The organism is Daejeonella rubra, assembly GCF_900103545.1.
Taxonomy (GTDB): domain Bacteria; phylum Bacteroidota; class Bacteroidia; order Sphingobacteriales; family Sphingobacteriaceae; genus Daejeonella; species Daejeonella rubra.
In genome coordinates this window covers 39,275-60,765 of record NZ_FNHH01000025.1, presented here as the reverse complement: position 1 = coordinate 60,765, position 21,491 = coordinate 39,275, and the positions used below count along the sequence as shown (strand labels likewise).

The 21,491-nt window shown below is 39.2% G+C and carries 16 protein-coding genes; 4 read left to right on the top strand and 12 right to left on the bottom strand.

From position 1 onward, the window contains the following. Positions 1–109: 109 nt before the first annotated feature. Both BLR27_RS14710 and BLR27_RS14705 read right to left on the bottom strand, forming a co-directional pair. Positions 110–862: a glycosyltransferase family 2 protein gene (locus BLR27_RS14710; protein ID WP_090706140.1), complete on the bottom strand. Its 753-nt coding sequence runs from the start codon at positions 860–862 to the stop codon at positions 110–112. Beyond that, complete coding sequence (locus tag BLR27_RS14705; protein WP_245704532.1) at positions 849–2,144, bottom strand: glycosyltransferase; 1,296 nt, start codon at positions 2,142–2,144, stop codon at positions 849–851. The genes BLR27_RS14710 and BLR27_RS14705 overlap by 14 nt, the downstream gene beginning before the upstream one ends. Before the next feature lie 444 nt (positions 2,145–2,588). On the opposite strand from BLR27_RS14705, the gene BLR27_RS14700 reads away from it, so the two are divergent. Then, positions 2,589–2,990, top strand: coding sequence for an endonuclease domain-containing protein (locus BLR27_RS14700; RefSeq protein WP_090706138.1), 402 nt, complete (start codon positions 2,589–2,591; stop codon positions 2,988–2,990). Between the two features lie 382 nt (positions 2,991–3,372). Then, complete coding sequence (locus tag BLR27_RS14695; protein WP_090706136.1) at positions 3,373–4,125, top strand: class I SAM-dependent methyltransferase; 753 nt, start codon at positions 3,373–3,375, stop codon at positions 4,123–4,125. Here BLR27_RS14695 and BLR27_RS14690 read toward each other — a convergent pair. The 6 genes from BLR27_RS14690 to typA form a co-directional block, all read right to left on the bottom strand. Continuing rightward, positions 4,122–5,027: a glycosyltransferase family protein gene (locus BLR27_RS14690; protein WP_090706135.1), complete on the bottom strand. Its 906-nt coding sequence runs from the start codon at positions 5,025–5,027 to the stop codon at positions 4,122–4,124. The genes BLR27_RS14695 and BLR27_RS14690 overlap by 4 nt on opposite strands. A gap of 109 nt (positions 5,028–5,136) precedes the next feature. Continuing rightward, positions 5,137–7,422, bottom strand: a complete 2,286-nt coding sequence (locus tag BLR27_RS14685) for a DUF7133 domain-containing protein (RefSeq protein WP_090706133.1) — start codon at positions 7,420–7,422, stop codon at positions 5,137–5,139. Positions 7,423–7,448: 26 nt separating this feature from the next. Continuing rightward, a complete protein-coding gene (locus BLR27_RS14680) occupies positions 7,449–8,219 on the bottom strand; it encodes a class I SAM-dependent methyltransferase (RefSeq protein ID WP_245704531.1) in 771 nt (256 codons plus the stop codon). 1 nt (position 8,220) lies between these two features. Next, positions 8,221–8,865 (bottom strand): FkbM family methyltransferase, encoded by a 645-nt coding sequence (locus BLR27_RS14675; protein ID WP_090706131.1) that lies wholly within the window; start codon positions 8,863–8,865, stop codon positions 8,221–8,223. Then, a complete protein-coding gene (locus tag BLR27_RS14670; RefSeq protein WP_090706129.1) occupies positions 8,862–10,187 on the bottom strand; it encodes a flippase in 1,326 nt (441 codons plus the stop codon). Before BLR27_RS14670 ends, BLR27_RS14675 begins: the two co-directional genes overlap by 4 nt. Before the next feature lie 143 nt (positions 10,188–10,330). Next, the gene (gene typA, locus BLR27_RS14665) at positions 10,331–12,142 is read right to left on the bottom strand and encodes a translational GTPase TypA (RefSeq protein ID WP_090706127.1); all 1,812 of its coding nucleotides are present in this window, start codon (positions 12,140–12,142) and stop codon (positions 10,331–10,333) included. 273 nt (positions 12,143–12,415) lie between these two features. Here typA and BLR27_RS14660 point away from each other — a divergent pair, with 273 nt between their 5' ends. Next, the gene (locus BLR27_RS14660) at positions 12,416–12,583 is read left to right on the top strand and encodes a FeoB-associated Cys-rich membrane protein (RefSeq protein ID WP_090706125.1); all 168 of its coding nucleotides are present in this window, start codon (positions 12,416–12,418) and stop codon (positions 12,581–12,583) included. A 4-nt stretch (positions 12,584–12,587) separates the two neighbouring features. Here the strand turns inward: BLR27_RS14660 and ispF are convergent, their stop codons facing one another. After that, a complete protein-coding gene (ispF, locus tag BLR27_RS14655) occupies positions 12,588–13,070 on the bottom strand; it encodes a 2-C-methyl-D-erythritol 2,4-cyclodiphosphate synthase (protein WP_090706123.1) in 483 nt (160 codons plus the stop codon). 4 nt (positions 13,071–13,074) lie between these two features. Then, positions 13,075–14,229 (bottom strand): type IX secretion system outer membrane channel protein PorV, encoded by a 1,155-nt coding sequence (gene porV / locus BLR27_RS14650; protein ID WP_090706121.1) that lies wholly within the window; start codon positions 14,227–14,229, stop codon positions 13,075–13,077. 425 nt (positions 14,230–14,654) lie between these two features. Between porV and BLR27_RS14645 the strand changes: the two genes are divergently transcribed. Beyond that, positions 14,655–16,250: an SUMF1/EgtB/PvdO family nonheme iron enzyme gene (locus BLR27_RS14645; RefSeq protein WP_090706120.1), complete on the top strand. Its 1,596-nt coding sequence runs from the start codon at positions 14,655–14,657 to the stop codon at positions 16,248–16,250. Positions 16,251–16,689: 439 nt separating this feature from the next. Here BLR27_RS14645 and BLR27_RS14640 read toward each other — a convergent pair whose 3' ends face one another. Together BLR27_RS14640 and BLR27_RS14635 are read right to left on the bottom strand one after the other, a co-directional pair. Beyond that, the gene (locus tag BLR27_RS14640; RefSeq protein ID WP_090706118.1) at positions 16,690–18,933 is read right to left on the bottom strand and encodes a TonB-dependent receptor; all 2,244 of its coding nucleotides are present in this window, start codon (positions 18,931–18,933) and stop codon (positions 16,690–16,692) included. A gap of 82 nt (positions 18,934–19,015) precedes the next feature. Next, entirely contained in the window at positions 19,016–21,475 is a 2,460-nt protein-coding gene (locus BLR27_RS14635; RefSeq protein WP_090706116.1) for a bifunctional YncE family protein/alkaline phosphatase family protein, read from the bottom strand. Positions 21,476–21,491 lie beyond the last annotated feature (16 nt).

The following is a 21,491-nucleotide window of genomic DNA, read 5'->3' as shown; positions in this document are numbered from 1 at the left end:
CGTTATTCACAAAGATTTTAGTTTATTAACACCCCCCGGACCCCCCATTTCAACAATAGTAATAGCTAATAAATATTCTTTCATTGACCAAAGGAGATGACGAATCAAATCAATCATTCGTCTTTCTGTGCTTCAGGTAATAAAAGCCCAGCTTTCCGGCAATCAATGCATGATTAAAAATAGTAGGTATCAGGCCATAATGTTTAGAAAAGATATTAAATCGCTCCACCAAACTTTGGCGATGCTTTTTCTTGGACATACCGCCCACCAAATATTTAGCCACATACATTCTTACATTAACGATCTTCTTAGCTTTTTTAGCCGCCTTAATAATCCAGTCGATATCAGAACTCAACTGATAATTCAGATCATATGGCTCAGTTAACGATCTGCGAATATAAATAGCCTGATGACTGATACACATGCCATGCTTAAAATCTTTCCATGTAAAATTATCTGGTGCCTGATGCCGCCTTTGTCCCAGACTATTCCAGTTTTCATCATACATTTCTGTCTCACCATAATAGATATCCGCATCAGGCTCAGTCGCAAATAATTTTTCTACCGTATCTGAGGCATAGATCTCATCACCTGAATTCATGAATAAAACATAATCGCCTGTTGCCAATGCAAGGCCTTTATTCATAGCATCGTATATGCCATTATCCCTCTCGGAGGTCAATCTGCTGATTTGGCCTTCATATTTCCTTAGGATATCCAAAGTTCCATCGTTCGAAGCACCGTCAATAACCAGATATTCAATGTTCGCATAGCTTTGATTCAGTACCGAAAGAACGGTACGTTCAATGTCACGGACATTATTATAAACAATGGTAATAACGGTTAATTTAGGCTGGAACATGGTTATTTAACAAAGTTTTATACAAGTCAATATGCTGCCCGGCAATTATGCTCTCAGAGAAATGTTCTTCAATCGTTTGACGGGCATTGAAATTTAATTCTGCCCTGTTGGGGTAATTGTAGATCCAGGCAATGCCTGCTGCCATATCAGCAGATGATCTGTAATCGGCAAGATATCCATTATGCTTATGCTTAACCATATCGGGAATCCCGCCGGTTGTGAAGGCGGCAAGCGGAGTTCCGCAAGCAAGGCTCTCCATAACTGTATTTGGCAGATTATCTTCGAGTGAAGGGGCGAGAAATACATCTGCAGCACTATAACAAAGTGCCAGTTTCTCATCATCAGCGATCGTGCCGAGAAAAGTAGTATGAATCGGGAATTCAGAGACATTCTTTTCATCCCTGTTGCCAAAAACAACCAACTCTACCAAATCAGGAGATACCTGATGATCTCTGATAAAAAGTTCAATCGCTTCTATTAAATAAGGGGTTCCTTTATGCAGATCCTTTCGGGAAGGCATAAATCCACTCATCAGAATAAATTTATCGGGATTTAAACCCAGTTTTGTTCTGGCCTCTGATTTTACTGAAGGCTTAAACACTTTGGTATCCAGCGTATTGGGAATATTAACAACTTTTGCCATACCCAATAAGCTGCTCTTCTTAACAGAATCAGCCATCCATTTGCTTGGTGCAATGATCGTTAAGTTTAGTTTGCTATAGGCTTTTGCCTTTCTTTTCCAGATCCTGTGTGAGCTGTCATCTGGTCCAGGATATTTCAAAACAGGACAATCACCACATTCCTTCAAAAAATGATCACAATCGTATCGCACATGACATCCGCCAGTAAAGGCATTACTATCATGAAACGTCCAAACTATCGGCTTATTCAGACTGGAGAGCCTGACAATGTCTTCAGGCCGTAAAAAGGCATGATTGATCCAATGAAGGTGAATAATATCAGCAGATCTTAATAATTTAAGTCCGGAGATATCCTTACCCCAAACAGGGAATGAGAAGGGGATAGGTACATCTTTAGTAAATAGTTTTGCCGTGATACGCTCCAGGATTATTCCTGCAGCGGTAAACCACTTTGAAAAAAAGCCTTTTGAAAGGTTGTGAACTTCCGGATTATTCCTGAAAAGAAAATTTACCGCAAGTTCCGAATCAAGTCCCTCAGCTTTAAGAGCTTTATTCAGACGCATACAGGCTCTTCCTGCACCGCCATTTCCGGCATATGTATTCAGATGGACAATTTTCACTACCCAAAAATACAATTCCACAGGCTAATTGCAGGAATTGATTTCTAATACAAACTCAAAACCTTTGTAATATCATGTTCATATGTAATCTTTCATTCTTCACCTTAAAATCTAAAGAAGATTAAAAACGATTAATACAGATAAATTTGGCAGTTTCCATGGATAAAGTTAAGACCTTATTTTAGAAAGGACCACCCCCATTAATTCCCCAGCCAGCGGTGGACACTGGGTGGCTAAGAAAAATTTGATATAAACTAATGCTCAGTATTAAACTGTAATTTCTTTATCCGTCATGCTGTCCACCGCTGGCGGGGGGAGTGTTGACTTGAGCGCTGGAGGGGGGTGGTTTTTGAGCTTCCATTTTTCTACAAACCATTTTCTGACTATCAAAAAATATCATTCTCACTGAGTAAACGGTATTCATGAATTTCTAAAATTAAATTTAGTCAACAAATTAAGAATGTAATGAAAAACGCTGCTTCTAAAAATCTATGGCATTATAACAAAGACCTACAACAATTTGCTAATCAGAACAGGAAGGAGATGACCAAAGCTGAAGCATGCCTTTGGAAGTATGTACTCAGTAAAAGACAGTTGAGAGGATATCTCTTTCGGACCCAAAGGCCTGTATTGAATTTTATTGCTGATTTTATGTGCAAAGAACTTATGCTTATTATTGAAGTTGATGGGCTTACGCACCATTGGGAGGAGGTGGCATTGAACGATTTTCAACGGGAAGAAGCACTCAGAAAAGTAGGTTTTACCGTGTTGCGTTTTGATGATGGGGATATATTAGTTCATATTGATGATGTTTTTTATAGGATCAATGAGTTTATTGAGGAATTTGAGAAGAACCACCCCCTTTAATTCCCCCGCCAGCGGTGGACACTGGGCGGATATGGAAAATTCGTAATCATCTGAAATGTAAAGTATTTATCTCAAATCTTATCCCCAATAATTTCTAATACTAAATAAAAGAGGTTTTGGAATTAGCATTTGCAATTTCTCCCCCAGCGGAGGACACTGAGTGGCTAGGGAATTTGCTGTAAACTAAAAATCCCAATATTGAATGCAATTTTTTCATCCGTTATGCTGTCCACCGCTGGTGGTTGGGGAGAAAGGTTTTTGCCGTTTAAATATCCTCAGACCGAACCATTGACGAAAACAGCAGGAATTGATTTCCAATACAAACTCAAAACCTTTGTAATATCATCCGCATATGTAATCTTTTTGTTTTCTTTGCTAATGCATGGAGAATCAATTAACCGACCGGAAATTCTGGACAAACTACTGGGAATCAAAACCTGATCTTGCCATTTCAATCGATAAAAATTATTTATTCCACCAGCAGCTGGAACTAATAATCAAAAAGAACAACATTCAGACCGCCATAGAGTTGGGTGGATTTCCAGGCTATTATTCAATTTTCCTTAGAAAATATTTAGGCGTAAAAACTACCTTATTCGATTACTTTATTCACCCGGACATCTTAAAAAAGGTATTAACTAAGAATGGCCTGAATAAGGATGATATCACAGTAATTGAATCTGATCTTTTCCAATATAAACCGATAGAAAAATATGACCTGGTACTATCCTGCGGATTAATTGAACATTTTAAGGATACAAAAGACATCATTGAAAGGCATCTGGAATTCCTAAAACCCGAAGGCACCTTGTTCATTACCCTGCCTAATTTCAGAGGTGTGAACGGCTGGGTTCAAAAGACCTTCGACAGGGATAATTATCTGAAGCACAATATTGACTGCATGGACCCCGAATTTCTCAAAAAGACGATGGAAGACATTGGCCTGGAAGTAGTTAGAGCATCATACCTGGGTAAATACAGCGTTTGGCTTGAAAATAAAGATCAGAAATCAAGTCTGACTAAGGCCTTTATTAAATCCATCTGGTTTATCGGGAAGGTTGCCACAACCATTATTCCTTTTGAATCAAAGGTTCTGTCACCCTATATTATCCTGGAAGCTAAAAAGAAACTTTAAGACCGGTTTATTTTCTGTTTAGCAAAGCGAAGTATTCTTTGCCACAGATTTCCCTTCCGGTTTTTAAGGAACTCCCTGATGGCCTGATACGCTTGCTGATCCTCCTCAATTTTGTCAGGAAAAGAACGTAAAGGACGCGGGTTAATGATCACATTATAAATATCATTCAAACCGGAATGAATTCCTGTACCATCATGCCCAATATTATTTATCAATGATTGAGATGGATTCAATGTTAATCCCCCCTTCAGAAAAATAGAGGCATACCACCGGATAGCCCATGAATTATTTTTCCCGCTTTTAAATTCTTCGATCTGCTTCCAAAAATTCATTGTTCCCTCAATAGAGAACTGATGCTTTTTTTCCCTGTCAAACTGACTGATCAATTGATCAACATCCGGCTCAAAATTCTTCCAGGCACGATCCCAGGTTGCCCATCCCCAGCTGGTTGCAGCCCGGTAAAAAAATGTCTCAGGTAAATTCTCATCCTTCAAAGCATACATATAGGCACCAATATGCATCACCTTCTCTTCGTTCTGAAAACGTTTCAGCGCATCGTTGAAATACTGAAGTGTATAGGTGGAACTAATCAGGTCATCTTCAAAAACGATCACCTTGCCATACTCCTTAACCAATCTGCTGACTCCGTCAATGATTGAATCAGCCAATCCCAGATTGCTTTTACGCTCAATAATTTCGACCTCCTTAAAACCATCCACAGATCTGATGATCTCCCTCACTTCCTCAACAAGCATTTGATTGATTTCATCCTTCGGAGCATCAGAAAAAATAAATAGACGGGATTCCTCAGCTAATAAATTTTGCCTTAAAAACTTGATCGTTCGCCGGGTATGTTCCGGGCGATTATAGACGAATAAGGCTATGGGAGCAAAATTTTGCATGATCTATAGTAAAAATATCTAAGGTAAAATTTGAATATCTATCAGATTAACAAAATTTGAATCCATAGGTTTTACAATTGAATTGATATATCTAAATCAGTTTGAATTTTCAGTTAAACTCCGCCTCAGTAAAAGCCTTTTGTCTGCCTTTATACTTTTCGCGAATTTCAGATACCGCTTCCCTGGAAATCTTATCCCCCTTATTGGCCCATGAATTTCGGATATAATTAGCTACCTGTGCTATATCTTCATCTGAAAAATTGCTATTCGAGGCAATACCCGGCATTTCACCACTGACTTCAGGAGACTTGTAAACCTTAGCCCCGATTTTTATTGGTCCGCTCAAACCATACAGAATAACTTTGATCAATCTGCTCTTATCACCTGTAACCCAGTCAGACCTATTTAAGGGAGGCGCCAGTCCATTTATTCCATTACCATCAGCACCATGGCAGGTTTGGCAAATTGAACGAAACAGAGCAGCTCCTTTCGGGTATTCCTTTGAAACATCAACAGAATTTCCACTCTTTTTTTCCTGGTCTTCGATGACCTTTTTCAATCGCTTACTGATTGTAAGACTGGTATCAGCGGCAAGTTCAGTGTAAAATGCAGATTCCTTGTTCTTTAGATTGCTGATCACCGCATCAGAAGTATAAATATTATTCGGATACTTCTTCGCCAGATCCATCAATAACTGTTTTGCAGCTATTGGATCAAAAGCTGCTACAAAGGAATTTAAAAATGCCAGATAAGGAGCTGCAAGGACATCATCCTGGTTTAACATTAGCCTGAAAATCGACGAAAACTCTTTGTAATTCTCCCTATTTAACATAGAGGGAATAACGCTTAATGCCTGCATACGGAAGGTCCAGTCTTGATTTTTCAAAAAAGGAAGAACATCTTCCTTCTTTAAAACAGAAAGCCCTTCCATAGTCCAAAGTGCATGGATTGCTGCTAATGGCCGACTGGTGTTATTCAAAATTTTTCTTAATGGAATTTCAAGTCGCTTATCTTTTGAATCGACAATCATTTGCTGAGCTTTGTTACGGACCCAGCCATTTGAATGAGCTAAGAGCTTCAGCAAACGACGAGAATCATTTGTAAAACTCAATCCTTTCGCTTTTTTACCATGGGGAACTATTTTATAAATCCGGCCGTAGTTTAATGGCTCAGAAAGATCCCTAGCTTTGATCTGTCCTTTTAAATACGGTGTTAAATAGGTTTTATGCTGAATAATTCCCCGGTACATATCTACTATGTATAGAGCCCCATCGGGTCCGACCGACAAATTCACAGGTCTGAACCGTTCATCAGTACTTGCCAAAAACTCCCTGCCTGAATATGCCTGTTTACCTGCTACAATATAGCCTGTATTTGTCATGATATTCCGCTTGATCAGATTTGCAGATGGTTCAGCAACAAAAGCATTGCCATAATAATCCCCACCAAATAAGGTACTATTGAAAATTACCGGTCCGCAGGCAGCCGTAAAATTAACCAGACGATGGCTATCATCCAGAATCCCATCCATATATGCTCTGTTTACACCCGGAGTCTGTCTGATAGGGTAAACTTTATTATTCTTAATGATACTTTCAGAAAAGCCGGCAACTCTTTGCTGATTTTCATTGTTTGCACCCAAACCCGGACTAAAATAATCGCCCTGAAGGTTTTCCGAATTATTATTATAGAAAAGCCGGCCCTGATCATCCTGAGAAATACCCCATTGTCCACGAAAATGAGTTCTTTCAATTAACCATTTGCCATCCTTTTTTCTATACCGTTTTCCTGATTTGGCATTATAGATCCAGTTATCCAAAGCTCTGAACAAACCATTTGGCTGGTGTTCTACGTTTCCGCCCTCTGCATAGGCAGCGTCAACCAGAATTTTACTTACTGGCTTGTCGTTGGCAATTTCATAAAACCATAGGTTTGGTGATTCTGCGACAAGAATCCCATTTTCATAAAAGCTAATGGCACGGGGCAGGACAAGTGAATCCAAAAACACCGTCCTTTCGTCCATCCTGCCATCTCTATTTTTATCACTCAGGATCACGATCTTACCAGTTGGCAGATCCTCACCAGTACCCAAAGTATCGGGCATGTAATTTTCCATTTCAACAACCCAGATACGGCCCTTATTATCAAAACTCAAAGCAACAGGCGAGTTAAGAAGAGGCTCATCTGCAACGATCTGAATACTAAACCCGTCTTCCAGTTTCATTTTTCTGATAGATTCCTCAGCAGAAAGTACAGGTGATTTAGAAAATTCATCCTTCAGACCAATCGTATCAGCAAAACCATTTCCCAATGCTGATCCATGGAATCTACCTCCGCTAATCAATTGCAGGAAAATTACCAGCAGAAGTGGTATTGAAAAGAGAATTGCCTTCATAAATATTCAGGGTGATTAATACAATTTTAAAAAATGTCAAGATCCCCCTGATTTCTCAAAAGGGCAGTATAGGCATTAGCAAAGGACTCATGTCTCTTTTTGCCGCTAATCCTGATGATAAACTTCTTTACTAAGAACTCCAGATCAATACGCAATATTGTTAAAAGGCTTTTGGCTTTTTTCTGATTTACAAAAGTGTTAAACTTGGTAACTTCAGGCTCGATCATAGAGATCTTATCACTCAATACTTCAAACCCTTCTGATTGCACTAGAAAGCGTAAGGAGGAAGGTGTGTACATATTGATATGACCGTAATTCAAAAAATGTTTCATCCTTTTATCTACCCCATACCGATAATCACAGGGAACCTCAATGATCAGGTATTTTGAAACACGCTTGATCTCACGCAATAACATCCGTTCAAATTCTACATGTTCAAGTACATGGGATAAAATAACCAGGTCAATCTCATTATCCTTAAAAGGGATGTGATAACCATCAAAAATATTAACTGAGCTTAGGTTCTTAAGTCCAAGTGCTTTAATCTGATCTACCCCACTCTGCGATATTTCCAGGGCATGCATTTCCGGAAAGGTACTCCATGCAGAAAGATGCCTTAAAATACTTCCATCGCCGGCACCAACCTCCAGAACTTTTTTAAAATCATGCCCCCTGGTAACATCAATAATATTTTTTGCCTTGTATCGGGCACCCAGCATCCGCCACTGCTCATCACGCCCAAGATAAAATTCATCATAGGCATTTTTTACATCTGCACTTACAATTTCCTCAGCCATTTTAAATATCCAGGCAGTTATCCGTTCTATAAAATACCGAAGTAGACTTACGATAAAACAAGCCGGGAGAGATTCCGCTAAATGACAATTCTTTATATCCTTCCTTCTTGAAGAAACTTATGGCTGCTGCATAATTTTCCCGTTCTGAATCATCAAGAACAACCACACCATGATCGCTTAATGCTGACAAGGATTGAATACAGCAATTAACCCTGTCGCGACCATCAACAATGATAATGTCAAATTTCAAGCCCATGCTGGCTGGCATTTTACTGTATTCACCACCGGTCTCCAGTTCACAGAATATCATCTCAGAGTTGGAAGGCTTGGTTGCTGAAATTTTATTAAACCATGCCTGATCATGTTCAACAGAGACAACTTTTAAGGCTCGCTTTGCATAGTAAAAAGTTGAATTACCGGAACCGAATTCAAAAACAGAATGATCTTTTTTAATGCGGTCAGCAATAAAATCAATGAATGAATAGGTTACCCATGGAATAGGTTCACCATCACGATCAACAGGAGATTTTGTATCAAAGGCTTTAAACCAGCCAACTTCTGATAGATAGCCCTTTATTCCGAAGGATAACAATGTTTTTATTCTTGCGGGACTAAGCAAACTGGTATATGATTCCGTTTTTTTCAACGTTTTGAGATTTTTTGTATGAGTGAAATTAAAAATAACGATTTAAGCATATTAATTCCCTGCTTCCTGGTTTCAGGAAAAACAAGGATAAAAAAAGTTGCTGAGAAATAGGCGATCAATGTAGCAAATGCAGCGCCCTGAAGTCCGTATAGTGGTATCCAGAAAAAGCCCAGAACTACATTAATAACAGCACCTGCACCTGTACGATATAGTGAATATTTGGTATAACCCTCAGCAATAAGATATTGACCACTGGCGCTCCCTAAAAACACAAAAACACCCGCCCAAATATGAATGGATAATATTTTAGCTCCTTCTGCAAACTCAGCAGCATAAAAATACTTATAAATAAAAGGAGATGCAAAGGTCATGAATATGGCAATACTCAGGCTGATCACCATCATCAGGTCATACATATCCCTGAGCCTTTTATGATAACGTACCGGATCATCTCTGCGTGCGTTCATTATGGCAGGGAATACTGATGTAACTATTGCCACAGGAATAAAATACCAGCTTTCACTCCAGTTTACAACGGTTGAATAAACTCCCAATGCAGCTACTCCCAGGAAACTCTCTACCATCAACTGGCCTATCTTCATATAAACTGTTACCAGGATGGCAGAAAAAGCAAGCGGCCAGGAATGCTTAAGGAGATTTCCCGCTAATTTGCTTTCAAATTGCCATTCAGAAATTTTATTACCTCTCGCTCTGTAAACAATTAAGTAACCTATCCCCAATAAAACCGCATCGGCTAATAAAGTCCATATAAACCAGTATAAGGGTGCAGAAATAAGTATTAGAAATAACTTAATACCTGCAGAAAGCAGATTTCCAGCTACCTGGACCATCATGACATATTTGCCCTGAACCTGCGACTGGAAATAACTGTCAATGATATTTAAGGATTGTGCCAGTCCTATACAAGAGGCTATCAGGATATAACTGACAGGTATATCTGAGTTATTCCCTTTAAATAGCAGAAATGTTAAAGCCGCAAGAGGAATAATGATTAAGCCTGCCAGAAAACGCATACGAAATGCTGTTCCTAATAGTTTATTCTTATTTCCGGGAGATGCAAGCAATTCGCGCGTAACAAAGCCATCGAGACCCAGGGCGGCAGCAGCGATAAAAAATGTAACGAAGACGAGTGGGTAGTTAAGCAAGCCATTTTCTGTCTTACCCAAATAATTTGCAACTGCAATACCGGCAAGGATCTTTATGATCAGACTACCAACTCTGGCAAGGAACAACCAGCCAGTGTTTTTAAGGTATTTATTAAAAGCTTGCTGGTCAAAACCGGGCACGACTGGAAACTTCATTAAAACAAACTTAGATAAAGTTTTTCATTAGACTAAAATTGTTTTTCCATCCGGCAGACGCGGGATAAATCCTGCGAGCTTTAAAAAAGAAAAGGCCCAGTTTACACTGAGCCTTTATTTTTATCTGAAGTGATTCTAATGATTTATTGATTTACAAACTTCTTTGCATTGATCTTACGTTCATTTTCACTCAGGTAGATCTTACGTAAACGCATGCTCTTAGGAGTAATTTCGATATACTCATCAGCCTGAATGTATTCCATTGCTTCTTCAAGTGAGAATTTAATGGCTGTTGCAATACGTGCATTATCATCAGTACCTGATGCGCGCATATTGGTTAATGCCTTTCCTTTCACAACGTTTACAACAAGATCATTATCACGAATATGCTCACCCATGATCTGACCTTCATACACTTCCACACCCGGTTCAATAAAGAAACGGCCACGATCCTGTAATTTATCAATTGAATATGCTGTAGTTGATCCTTTTTCCATAGAAACAAGAACACCATTCAAACGACCCGGGATATTTCCCTTCCATGGCTCATAAGACTTAAAGCGATGTGCCATAATAGCTTCACCAGCAGTAGCAGTTAACACGTTATTACGTAATCCAATGATACCACGTGCCGGAATCTCAAATTCAAGATGCTGAAGATCTCCTTTTGGTTCCATGATCAGTAACTCACCTTTACGCTGAGTAACAAGCTCAATAACTTTTCCGGAAACTTCTGCAGGAACATCAACAATAAGAGTTTCAATAGGCTCACATTTAGCGCCATCAATTTCCTTTATAATTACCTGTGGTTGACCAACTTGCAGCTCATAACCTTCACGACGCATCGTTTCGATCAAAACTGATAAATGCAGAATACCACGGCCATACACAAGGTATGAATCAGGTGAATCAGTTTCAACAACTTTAAGGGCAAGGTTTTTCTCCATCTCTTTGTAAAGACGCTCACGCAAACGCTGTGAGGTTACAAATTTCCCTTCCTTACCGAACATCGGGGAATTGTTGATGGTAAACAACATATTCATTGTTGGCTCATCGATCTTTATAACTTCAAGTTGTTCCGGCTTCTCAAAATCTGCAATCGTATCACCAATATCAAAACCATCAATTCCTACAACCGCACAAATATCTCCTGAACCAACCTCCTGAACTCTGATCTTTCCTAGTCCTTCGAAAGTATATAATTCTTTGATCCTTGATTTTTGAATAGTTCCATCACGTTTAACTAAAGATACCGGCTGATTTTCTTTGATCACCCCGCGTGCTACACGACCAATTGCGATACGTCCGACAAAGGAAGAATAATCCAATGAAGTGATCTGCATTTGAAGTGTACCATCAAAACTAGGTGCTGCCGGAATATGCTCTAAAATAGTATCAAGCAATGGTGTAATATCTTCAGTCTGTACTTTCCAGTCATGACTCATCCAGCCTTGCTTGGATGAACCGTATAAAACAGGGAAATCCAGCTGGTCTTCAGTTGCTTCAAGGTTAAAGAACAATTCGAAAATTGATTCATAAACCTCTTCCGGGCGACAATTTTCTTTATCAACCTTATTTACAATTACAACAGGCTTTAATCCTAATGAAAGTGCTTTTTGAGTTACAAATCGGGTTTGAGGCATAGCTCCTTCAAAAGCATCGACTAAAAGAACTACTCCGTCAGCCATTTTAAGAACCCGTTCTACCTCACCACCGAAATCGGCGTGACCAGGAGTATCAATAATATTAATTTTGACACCTTTATAGTTAACAGACACGTTCTTGGAAACAATGGTAATACCACGTTCACGTTCAAGATCATTGCTGTCCAGTATCAGATCACCAGTTGCCTGATTGTCACGGAACAAATTGGTTTGGTGTAAAATTTTATCAACCAATGTAGTTTTACCGTGGTCAACGTGAGCGATGATCGCTATGTTTCTTATTTTTTGCATTAAAAAATTACTCTTAAATTTTTTGCAAAGGTATGATTTATAAAGGAGAATTCCACAAAATGAAGTAATTGAAGTAGATAAGGCTCACTGAATTATCTATTTATTGCCGAAATAAGGCTCTATAGCTTGCCTTCAAAAGGAAATTACAGACATGGTGATTCATTTTAATTCGAAGAAACATCTTCTAAAACAAAGAATTCCAATCAAAATGATTCAATAATGAATTTACAAGCCACTGACCGGAAACTTAATGGATTTTTTTAATTTTGTAATATGGACTTACAGCTAATTCTGGTTATTATCTTATTTGTTCTTGCCATAATCTACGTGGGAAGGCTGGTCTATAATAGCATGAACAGCAAAAAAGGATGTGCGAGTAATTGTGGCAAATGTGCTGCTGATTTCAGCGAGATAAAAATCCCTGAAACTAAATCAAATTAGAGATCTATACTGCCTTTTCTATCAGGCAAACAGCATACGCTACAAGTCCTTCTTTCCTTCCAATAAAACCCATAGTCTCATTAGTGGTTGCTTTAATCGATATATCTTCTTCACTTATTCCTGCAGCCTCAGCAATATTGACCTTCATTTGTGGAATGTAAGGATTGATCTTTGGAGCTTCAAGGCAAAGCATAGCATCGATATTGCCTAGGCTCCAACCCTTTTGATTAAGGAGAGAAACACATTCCTTCAGAAGGATCAAACTACTGATACCTTTCCAGCGATCATCAGTATTCGAAAAATGAAAACCAATATCCCGGAGATTGGCAGCTCCAAGCAAGGCATCGCAGATAGCGTGAACCAGAACATCTGCATCAGAATGCCCAAAAGCACCTGAGGAATGGTCTAATTTAACTCCGCCCAAAATAAAAGGATGCTTTTCAACTAACTGGTGCACATCAAACCCAAATCCAACTCTGATCTTCATTAAATTATTTTTCGAAATTAAACACCAGTGAAAAGCGCAGAGTCTGTGCCAAAGGACTGGTTTGCTGATTTGCCATGAGGTAAGCAAAGTCGAGATTAAATACATTGTACTTTAAACCCGCACCTACTGTAAAATATCTTCTGTCGCCCTTGGTAGGCGTTTCATAAAAATATCCGGAGCGGATAGCGAATTGCTTATTATACCAGTATTCTGTACCTAATGAATAACTGATCTCGCTTATCTCCTCTGAAAAACCACCAGGAGCATCAGTGAAAGAACCAAATATTGCGGAAGGTACCGATCTGTCCGGATCTTTACCACTGATGATCTGACCATTGGCATCTCTGATAGGACTTGTTGGCACCAATAGTTTATTCAGATCGAGGGCAAAAGTAATTGTACTCAGGTCATCCAGCATAAAAGTACTGGCTCCACCCAGTTTCATATTGGTAGGAAGAAAAGATTTGGAACCATTATCTGAATAACTCATCTTGGAACCAACATTAGAAATATTAAGGCCAAAAGCTAACTCAGCATCCTTTCCAAAGAGGATAGTTCCAGACTTGTAATAGGCAGAGGCATCAGCAGCAAGAGCCGTAGCCGGCTGTATATCCTGGCCATTGAACTGACCGTTACTCAAACTGGATCTGATATATCTGATCGCTGTTCCCAGGGAAAAGCTATCTCCAAACTTTCTGGAGTATGTACCTTCTATAGAAAACTCATTCGGACTGTAAACCCCGATATCATTCTGGCTATTATCAGTTAGTTGAATAGAACCATAAGAGAAATACCGCAATGCACCTCCAATTGTATTTCTACTGTCTAAACGATGATAAATAGTTAGATAGCCCAGATCTACATCCGGCACAAGGTTTCTTAACCAGGGAGTATAAGAAGCTGAAAGTCCTGTTGGTTTGTCCAGAAAAGCCATCTTAGCAGGATTCCAATGCAATGAATTTGCATCAGGTGAAATGGCGACTCCAGCATCACCCATAGCTCCTGACCTGGCATCGGGAGTGATTAATAAAAATGGGGCAGCCGTTTGTATAGTATTACTTCGCTTACCATCGCTTTGCGTCGTCTGTGCTAAGCCTAAAACGGGTAAACCGAGAATAAATACGACTAAAGAATTAAAAAACGAGCGCTTTTTGATCATTAATTTAAAAAAATCAACCCAAATCTATACTATCCTGTGTTCTAAATATAAACAATTATAAAGATATATTTAATATCATCATGATTTATTAAACGCTTTAAATATGAAAATAATATCAAAGAATAAAAAAGTCTTAAGGCCAATTTTAATTTCAATAATAAATATTAACTAATTGATATTGAACTATTTACAAGTACATAAGTATTGATAGTATAGGGATAAACTAATAGTTCAGAAATGCAATAACAGCAACAAGACAACGTTTTAATGTCTATTTAACGTATATTCCAATGAAACCTTAATACTTTTTTTCCGTTTGAGTAGGTAGCTTAAATGGCACCAGAGATTGATATAAAAAAATCCATTGGTGATATTAACCAATTTTGTATTTTTAACAAATTAATGCTCCAATTACATCGACAGGAATGAAACGAATTACCATATATTTTACAGCAGGACTATTTCTATTCGGAATTATAACATCCTGTAATAAAACCACGAGTCAGTCCTCTTCAAAAACAGGCATGGCTTACAACAATAAATACAATGGCGGCTTTGAGGTAAATAACAAAGTTAAAGCTGGTCCCGGTCCCGGATTGATAGCAATTGAAGGCGGTACCTTTGTTATGGGAGGAAGCCTCAACCAGGATCTGGGGTATGAGTTTGATAATGTAAGACGCAGAGTAACAGTAGCTTCTTTCTACATGGATGAAACTGAGGTTGCGAATGTGGATTGGCTGGAATACTTACACTGGATCAGACGCAGTTATCCTACTGATGCTGAATATTACTATAATGCACTTCCTGACACGCTGGTTTGGAGACAGCCACTTTCATACAATGAGCCTTACGTTAACAATTACCTGAGACATCCTGCATTTCAGGACTATCCGGTTGTAGGAGTTACCTGGGAGCAGGCAAATGACTATTGTGCATGGCGTACAGACCGTGTGAATGAAGAGATACTTAGAAGGGATGGTTATTTGATGGATTACAAAACCCTTGCTGGTGGTGGTAAAGGAGGAGCACCGGCTACCGCCACTGCTTCAGCAGATCCATTCAATACAGACATTTATTTGAACGGTCAATTCCGGGGAGAAGGTATTGACGGAAAAAAAATGAAAAAAGACCTTAACCCTAATGCAGCAGCAGGCGGTGCAACGACAGGTAAATCAGGACCAGTAAGGCCTGTTCGTCTGGAGGATGGAGTTCTAAAACAACCATACCGTTTACCAACTGAAGCAGAATGGGAATATGCTGCTCTGGCATTAGCTGGTAACACGGAATATGAAAATATAGCTGACGGAAGAATTTATCCTTGGAATGGATTAGGTGTTAGATCACCTAAAAAACGTACTCAGGGTATGATCTTAGCTAACTTTAAGCGTGGTGAAGGTGACAACATGGGAACAGGTGGTTACCTGAATGATAAGGCCGACATAACCGGTCCTGTTAGAAATTATGTCCCAAATGACTTTGGACTTTATAACATGGCAGGAAATGTGAACGAATGGACAGCAGATGTTTACAGGAAACTAAGCTTTGAAGATTTTTCAGATTTCAACCCATTCCGTGGTAATGAATTCGTAAACAAACGTTTATCAGACAGAGAAAAAGGTCTATATGCAAAGGATAAATATGGCCGCCCGATCAAGGATGCTGCAAAATCAGGCAAAAAGCAAAAATGGTCTGAAATGCAAAGCGATGTTGCCAGCGTTGATTCAACTTCATTAGCCGGTAAACCATACAAGCCTGACTTCAGAGGTCATCTTGATACTGTAAATACAAGCCTTTATGGGACTACCACTCTTGTAAACGATCGTTCACGCGTTTACAAAGGCGGTTCATGGAATGACAGAGCATATTGGTTAAATCCTGCAACCAGAAGATTCATGCAGCAAGATGAAACAAGTGCTGAAATGGGATTCCGCTCTGCAATGACATTGGTTGGTGCTCCTGAGATAATCAGTAAAGGCAAACCTCAGTTCACTCAGGGTAAATCAAAAGCTAAGAGCAAATAGGCCCTCCAAATTCTTCAGAACAAGGAGCAAAGAATAAGGACATATTCCCTTTTTGTTCAAAAACTTGCTTTGATTTCAAATTTCCAGAATTGGAAGATCATTGAAAGCATTAAAATTGTTTTAATGCTTTTTTTCTTCTTTATTCGAACATGCACTCATATAGACAAAAAGGATTAAAATCAATCTAAAACTAATGTCATGCCGAAACCTGCTCTTCCGCAGGTGAGGCACCTTCGTAAAAACTGTAAATTTTTTTCAGGACGAGTCAAATTTTCCTAGCCCCCAGTGTCCACCACTGGTCCGTGGGACTCCATTGGAGTGGGGGAATTAAAGGGGGTGGTCCTTCTCAAATTCATCAATAAATAATTTCAGAAAGGAGCAAGAGCAAAGAATAAGGACATATTCCCTTTTTAAAGCTTGAAATTCTTTTGCTAATTTCTTATAGATCGTACTGTACGTTCATCCATAAACTCCTGCCCACGGCATTGATTCCGCTTCCATGAGTACGGTAATCCACATTAAATAGATTCTGAGCACTCAATCGTAAATGGGCCTTACCGAAAGTATAACCTGAATAAATGTTCAGAACCTTCCATCCTGGTGTGCCATTAAAAGGAATCCGGTTATCATCCCTATCACCTTGAGCTAAACGGTCTTGCTTATCAGCCCAAGCTAATTCGCCCTTAACATACAGCCTGGTCAATTTATATTTCATTGAAATATTCCCATTAAAGGGAGGCACTCTTCGCAATGGCTCAGATTTTGAAAGATTTTGCCCATGATTAAAGGAGGCGAACATATCAACAGACAAATTTCGGTTAGCCTGCCATTCAAGAAAACCCTCAACTCCTTTAATCAGTGCCTCTTCCGTATTCTCCTTCTTATATACTTTATACCCATCTATTATCTGAGCTGTTTGCACTCTGGTAATAAGATCTATCATTTTATTACGGTATAAGGCTGCTCCGAGACTCAAACTCCCGAAAGCATATTTATATCCAAGCTCAGAGTTATAACTTTTCTCAGGTTTTAAAGAGTAAGATGGAAGTTCATATCTGAAATCTACAATACCCAAAGTACCCATATCGTCGATATTGGGAGCACGGTATCCACTATTAAGAGATACATACAGATGATGATTTTTTAACGTGTAGTTAAGTCCTGTGTTCCATACAAAAGCACCAGGGGATACTTCCAGCTGACCAAGATCATTATCAAATATGGAGGCCTTTAACCAATTATATCTAAGACCCGCTTCTGCATTAAATCCACCCAACTCCAAATGATGAAGAGAATATAAAGAAGTATTTAAATAGGAAGAATTATTGGGATACAAACCCCGCAGCATTGTCAGGGATCCACTCTGGTTATTTATATTATTCCGGATGCTATTTACTTTGTCTCTGTAATATTCCAGTCCGCTGTTTACCGTCCAATACTTCGTCAGATCAGAAAACAGTTCTACTGCCAGATTAGATGAACTTACCTTATCTCTTTCAAGTCCGGTAATAAGACTTGCATTTTTCAGGCTGTTTCTTTCCTCAATTGTGTTATTCAGGGAGCCCGTAATATTAATTTCTTTAAAAAGCGGGCTGGGCCCTTCCATCCTGAATTTTACATAACTCAGGTTCCTGCCCTGAACTCCCATTTTATTGATCTTGAAATTCTCAAGCCTGACCTTATGAAAGACATCCACATCTTTCTGCTGAACAAATTGATTGGCAAAAGTGAGTTCTGCCTTTTCTGAAAGCTTCATTTTAAGCTTTAAACTCGCATCAGACTCGGTATATCCTGAAGGCGATTGTCTGCCGGTAGTGTCTCCTCCAATAAGATCTCCAAAGTTCTTTAATCCAACAACACCAGAAAAAACCAATTTTGAAGATGAATACACAAATTCAGTACTTCCGGATCTTTCCATATTTCCGCTGCCATAGCGAGCATTTACACCCCCCTTAAAATTATTGCTTTCCGAAAACCCCGGATCTTTAGTAAAAACCTGAATCACTCCACCCATCGCATCCGAACCATACTGAACAGATCCACTACCTCTAAGCACCTCAATCTTATCAATTGAGAAAGGATCTACCGTATTTAAATACTGATTAGGTCCGTATCTGAAAGTTGAATTATTCATTCGGATGCCATCAACCAAAATGAGAGTCTGATTGCCTGTCAAGCCCCTAATGAAGGGCGAGCCCCCGCCGTGATTTGTTTTCTGCACAAATACCCCCGGTATAATACTTAATGATTCTGGCGTTGACCGTGGAATATTTTCTGATTGCGACGGCCTGCTCAAAATACTGGAGGCAAATGGCAATTTTAAACTGGAGGTATTCCTTCTGGATGCTGAAATAACCTCAATCTCAGGAAGAGAATTTGAACTTTCAATCAGCGGAATTTCAAGATCCATTAACTGACCGGATTGAAGTTCAAGAAATACAGTATAGGTTTCATACCCTATTCTGCTTGCACTTAGGCTATATCTTCCAGGCACTAACTCCTTAAAAATAAATTTGCCCTGATCATTAGTAGCTAATCTGTATGAAACAGGACCTTCAAGCTTAATATTTACCCCCGGAATCTTGTTCTTCGTTACTTCGCTGAAGATCCTTCCATTTAAATTCTGTGAAAATAAAGGGAGAGATATCGTAATTAGAAAAAAAGCAAACAGGTATTTTTTCATTCCAGATTAAAAATTTATTTAAATAGGAATAGTACTCTCCCAGATCAGAGAATACTATTTTGAATGTATTAAAATGATATTATCAGTCGTCTTTTTTCTTTTGTTCAAGTTTAACAAATGCACTTCTACGAGGAGCAGGCATTATGGAATCCTCGCCTTTCACTGATTTCCAAACCACCTCATTAAGATCAAGGTCAGGTGCAGCATCTTCTCTGGCAAAATTCCATTCCTGAGAACGCTTAGCACTTTTGTTCCAGGCAACATTACGTTGCTCAAGGTCTACATTAGCTGACTTCACCTTGTAAGGCTTAAAGTCCGGAGTTGTTGTGAAACAGTCAGATAATGGCACTGCTGCGGCATCATACTGACTCATCGGTGGCAGACCCAGGATCAGCTCCATTGTTCGAAGCATACCGGAAGTGGAAAACATCGAACTGTTCACAGAATTACGTTTTGTATAGGGGCTAATCACGAAAGCTGGTGAACGGTGTGCATCAACATGATCAGGACCATTTTGAGCATCATCTTCAAGAACGAAAATAGCAGACTCATTCCAGATACTGCTATTTGAAATATGTTCCACCAACAGGCCCAGCGCAAGATCATTATCCGCAACCTGAGCAGTAGGAGTTAGTTTTCCAATACGCTGTCCGCTGGTATGATCATTCCCAAGCCTGATCGTATTAAATTGGGCCACAGAATTTATTGCCAATAGAGAATCGAAATCTGATTTGAAAGCGGCGATCCTGTCAATGTCCTTTATATCCAGATTATAGCTGGGATACTTTGCTGCAATATGGCCTATAAGTGATTTAGTTGTAGGACCATCCTTTGTAACGAATTCCCCATAACTACGGTAAGAAATACCTACCCTTTTCGCATAATCCCAGATATAGCCATCCCGGGGGTAAGCAATATTACGACTTCCTTCATAATCATATGTACCACCTCTGCTTCCATAACTTGTAGGCCAGGTTTTCTCTGTATAATCTGTTGCATAAGCGGCCATACTCCAATTATGTCCGTCGGCACTCACTTCGGCATCAACATAAAAATTGTCTAGAAGTACAAATTCTCTGGCAAGTGCATGATGATTTGGTGTTACCTTTTCAGGAAAAATACATAGGCTGGGATCTCCGTTACCCTCTTTTATATCCCCAAAAACCTGATCATATGTACGATTCTCTTTAATTACATAGAACACATATTTTATAGGCGATTTCCCACCCTGAATATTAGGAACGGGGTTATTGGCCAGGCCTTTTGAAATTGCTTCAGTCTGCTTGTTATAAGGTGTATTAGCATAAACCTGCTTAGAAAACGATTCCAACTGTGTATCAGTGGGCTGATCAATAACAGATAAGGTTCCTTTGAACAATCCACCAATATACTGAACCTCCTTTTGCGCACTTATTCCTATATGAACACCGCTATCATCTGTCTTTTTTATTGGCTGAGGACCATCCGGATTTGCCATTGAGGTAAATCCCTTGCCATTAGAAACGAATATTTTTTTACCAGCAACCCTCACATTGGTTGGATACCAACCCGTAGGAATAAAACCCTTTGAACTGCTCTTTCCGGGATTTGATACATTAAATACTGCCAGACAGTTATTATCAGCATTGGCAACATACAAGGTTTTCTCATCCTCAGATAATGCCAGGCCATTGGTAGTTGAACCTGTAAGCCTGGTTGGATACAGAGCCGTTGAAATTACTTCGATCACCTTGCCGGCCTTCGTATCAATTACGGATACTGAATTATCATTGGCATTGGCAACAAATAGATATTTACCTGTTCTGTTTTGAATGATCTCATTAGGATGACTCTCTGTAAAGATTTCAGAACTTATCTTTTGGGCCTTTATATCATAAACAGCCAGTTTATCAGCCCCCCATAAGGAGATATAAAGCTTCGCCTTATCAGGAGAAAGCAAGCAATCATAGGCCTCTGACCCAAGATTAACTTTATTCAATACTTTTTTTGTCCTCAGGTCAAAAACATAGAGCGAATTATTTTCCTTGGTAACAGCATATAAACGATTTCCAGCATCATCAACCTCAATACCTGTCGGACCAATTTTCTCTTTAGGCCATGCTTTTCCAAGTATGATCGTATCAGCTTTCCCAAGCTTTTTGTCTATTATCGGATAAACCAACACAATATTATCATTTGCACCAGATGCATAGAGTTTCTTCTCATCTGCACTGAACTTTAAACCATACCATGCCTTTCCAATCGGTTGATCATGTAAGATCTTCTCTGACTGAGGGTCGATCAATTGGATGCTCTGCTTGCTTTGCCCATTATTGGTTACTGCCATTAACTTTTGAGAAGCAGAGATCTGAATATTTAAGGGCAGATCACCTAATGGAAGCGACCTTCCAGCCGGGCTTAAAGACCAGCCATTAGGCAATAGAACTTTCGCTGGTTTTGAGTTTCCGGGAATATTCTGGGCCAAAGCATATGTTGCCAGAAGCAAAGGCAAAACTAAAAGAGTACTTACTCTTAAAATCGAATGGTTTTTGAAAAACTGCATAGTCTATGATTAGATG

Excerpts from the sequence above, each read along its gene's own strand:
- BLR27_RS14710 (WP_090706140.1), bottom strand. The coding sequence starts at position 862 with ATGTTCCAGCCTAAATTAACCGTTATTACCATTGTTTATAATAATGTC.
- BLR27_RS14700 (WP_090706138.1), top strand. The coding sequence starts at position 2,589 with ATGAAAAACGCTGCTTCTAAAAATCTATGGCATTATAACAAAGACCTA.
- BLR27_RS14695 (WP_090706136.1), top strand. The coding sequence starts at position 3,373 with ATGGAGAATCAATTAACCGACCGGAAATTCTGGACAAACTACTGGGAA.
- BLR27_RS14690 (WP_090706135.1), bottom strand. The coding sequence starts at position 5,027 with ATGCAAAATTTTGCTCCCATAGCCTTATTCGTCTATAATCGCCCGGAA.
- BLR27_RS14685 (WP_090706133.1), bottom strand. The coding sequence starts at position 7,422 with ATGAAGGCAATTCTCTTTTCAATACCACTTCTGCTGGTAATTTTCCTG.
- BLR27_RS14680 (WP_245704531.1), bottom strand. The coding sequence starts at position 8,219 with ATGGCTGAGGAAATTGTAAGTGCAGATGTAAAAAATGCCTATGATGAA.
- BLR27_RS14670 (WP_090706129.1), bottom strand. The coding sequence starts at position 10,187 with ATGAAGTTTCCAGTCGTGCCCGGTTTTGACCAGCAAGCTTTTAATAAA.
- typA (WP_090706127.1), bottom strand. The coding sequence starts at position 12,142 with ATGCAAAAAATAAGAAACATAGCGATCATCGCTCACGTTGACCACGGT.
- BLR27_RS14660 (WP_090706125.1), top strand. The coding sequence starts at position 12,416 with ATGGACTTACAGCTAATTCTGGTTATTATCTTATTTGTTCTTGCCATA.
- ispF (WP_090706123.1), bottom strand. The coding sequence starts at position 13,070 with ATGAAGATCAGAGTTGGATTTGGGTTTGATGTGCACCAGTTAGTTGAA.
- porV (WP_090706121.1), bottom strand. The coding sequence starts at position 14,229 with ATGATCAAAAAGCGCTCGTTTTTTAATTCTTTAGTCGTATTTATTCTC.
- BLR27_RS14645 (WP_090706120.1), top strand. The coding sequence starts at position 14,655 with ATGAAACGAATTACCATATATTTTACAGCAGGACTATTTCTATTCGGA.
- BLR27_RS14640 (WP_090706118.1), bottom strand. The coding sequence starts at position 18,933 with ATGAAAAAATACCTGTTTGCTTTTTTTCTAATTACGATATCTCTCCCT.
- BLR27_RS14635 (WP_090706116.1), bottom strand. The coding sequence starts at position 21,475 with ATGCAGTTTTTCAAAAACCATTCGATTTTAAGAGTAAGTACTCTTTTA.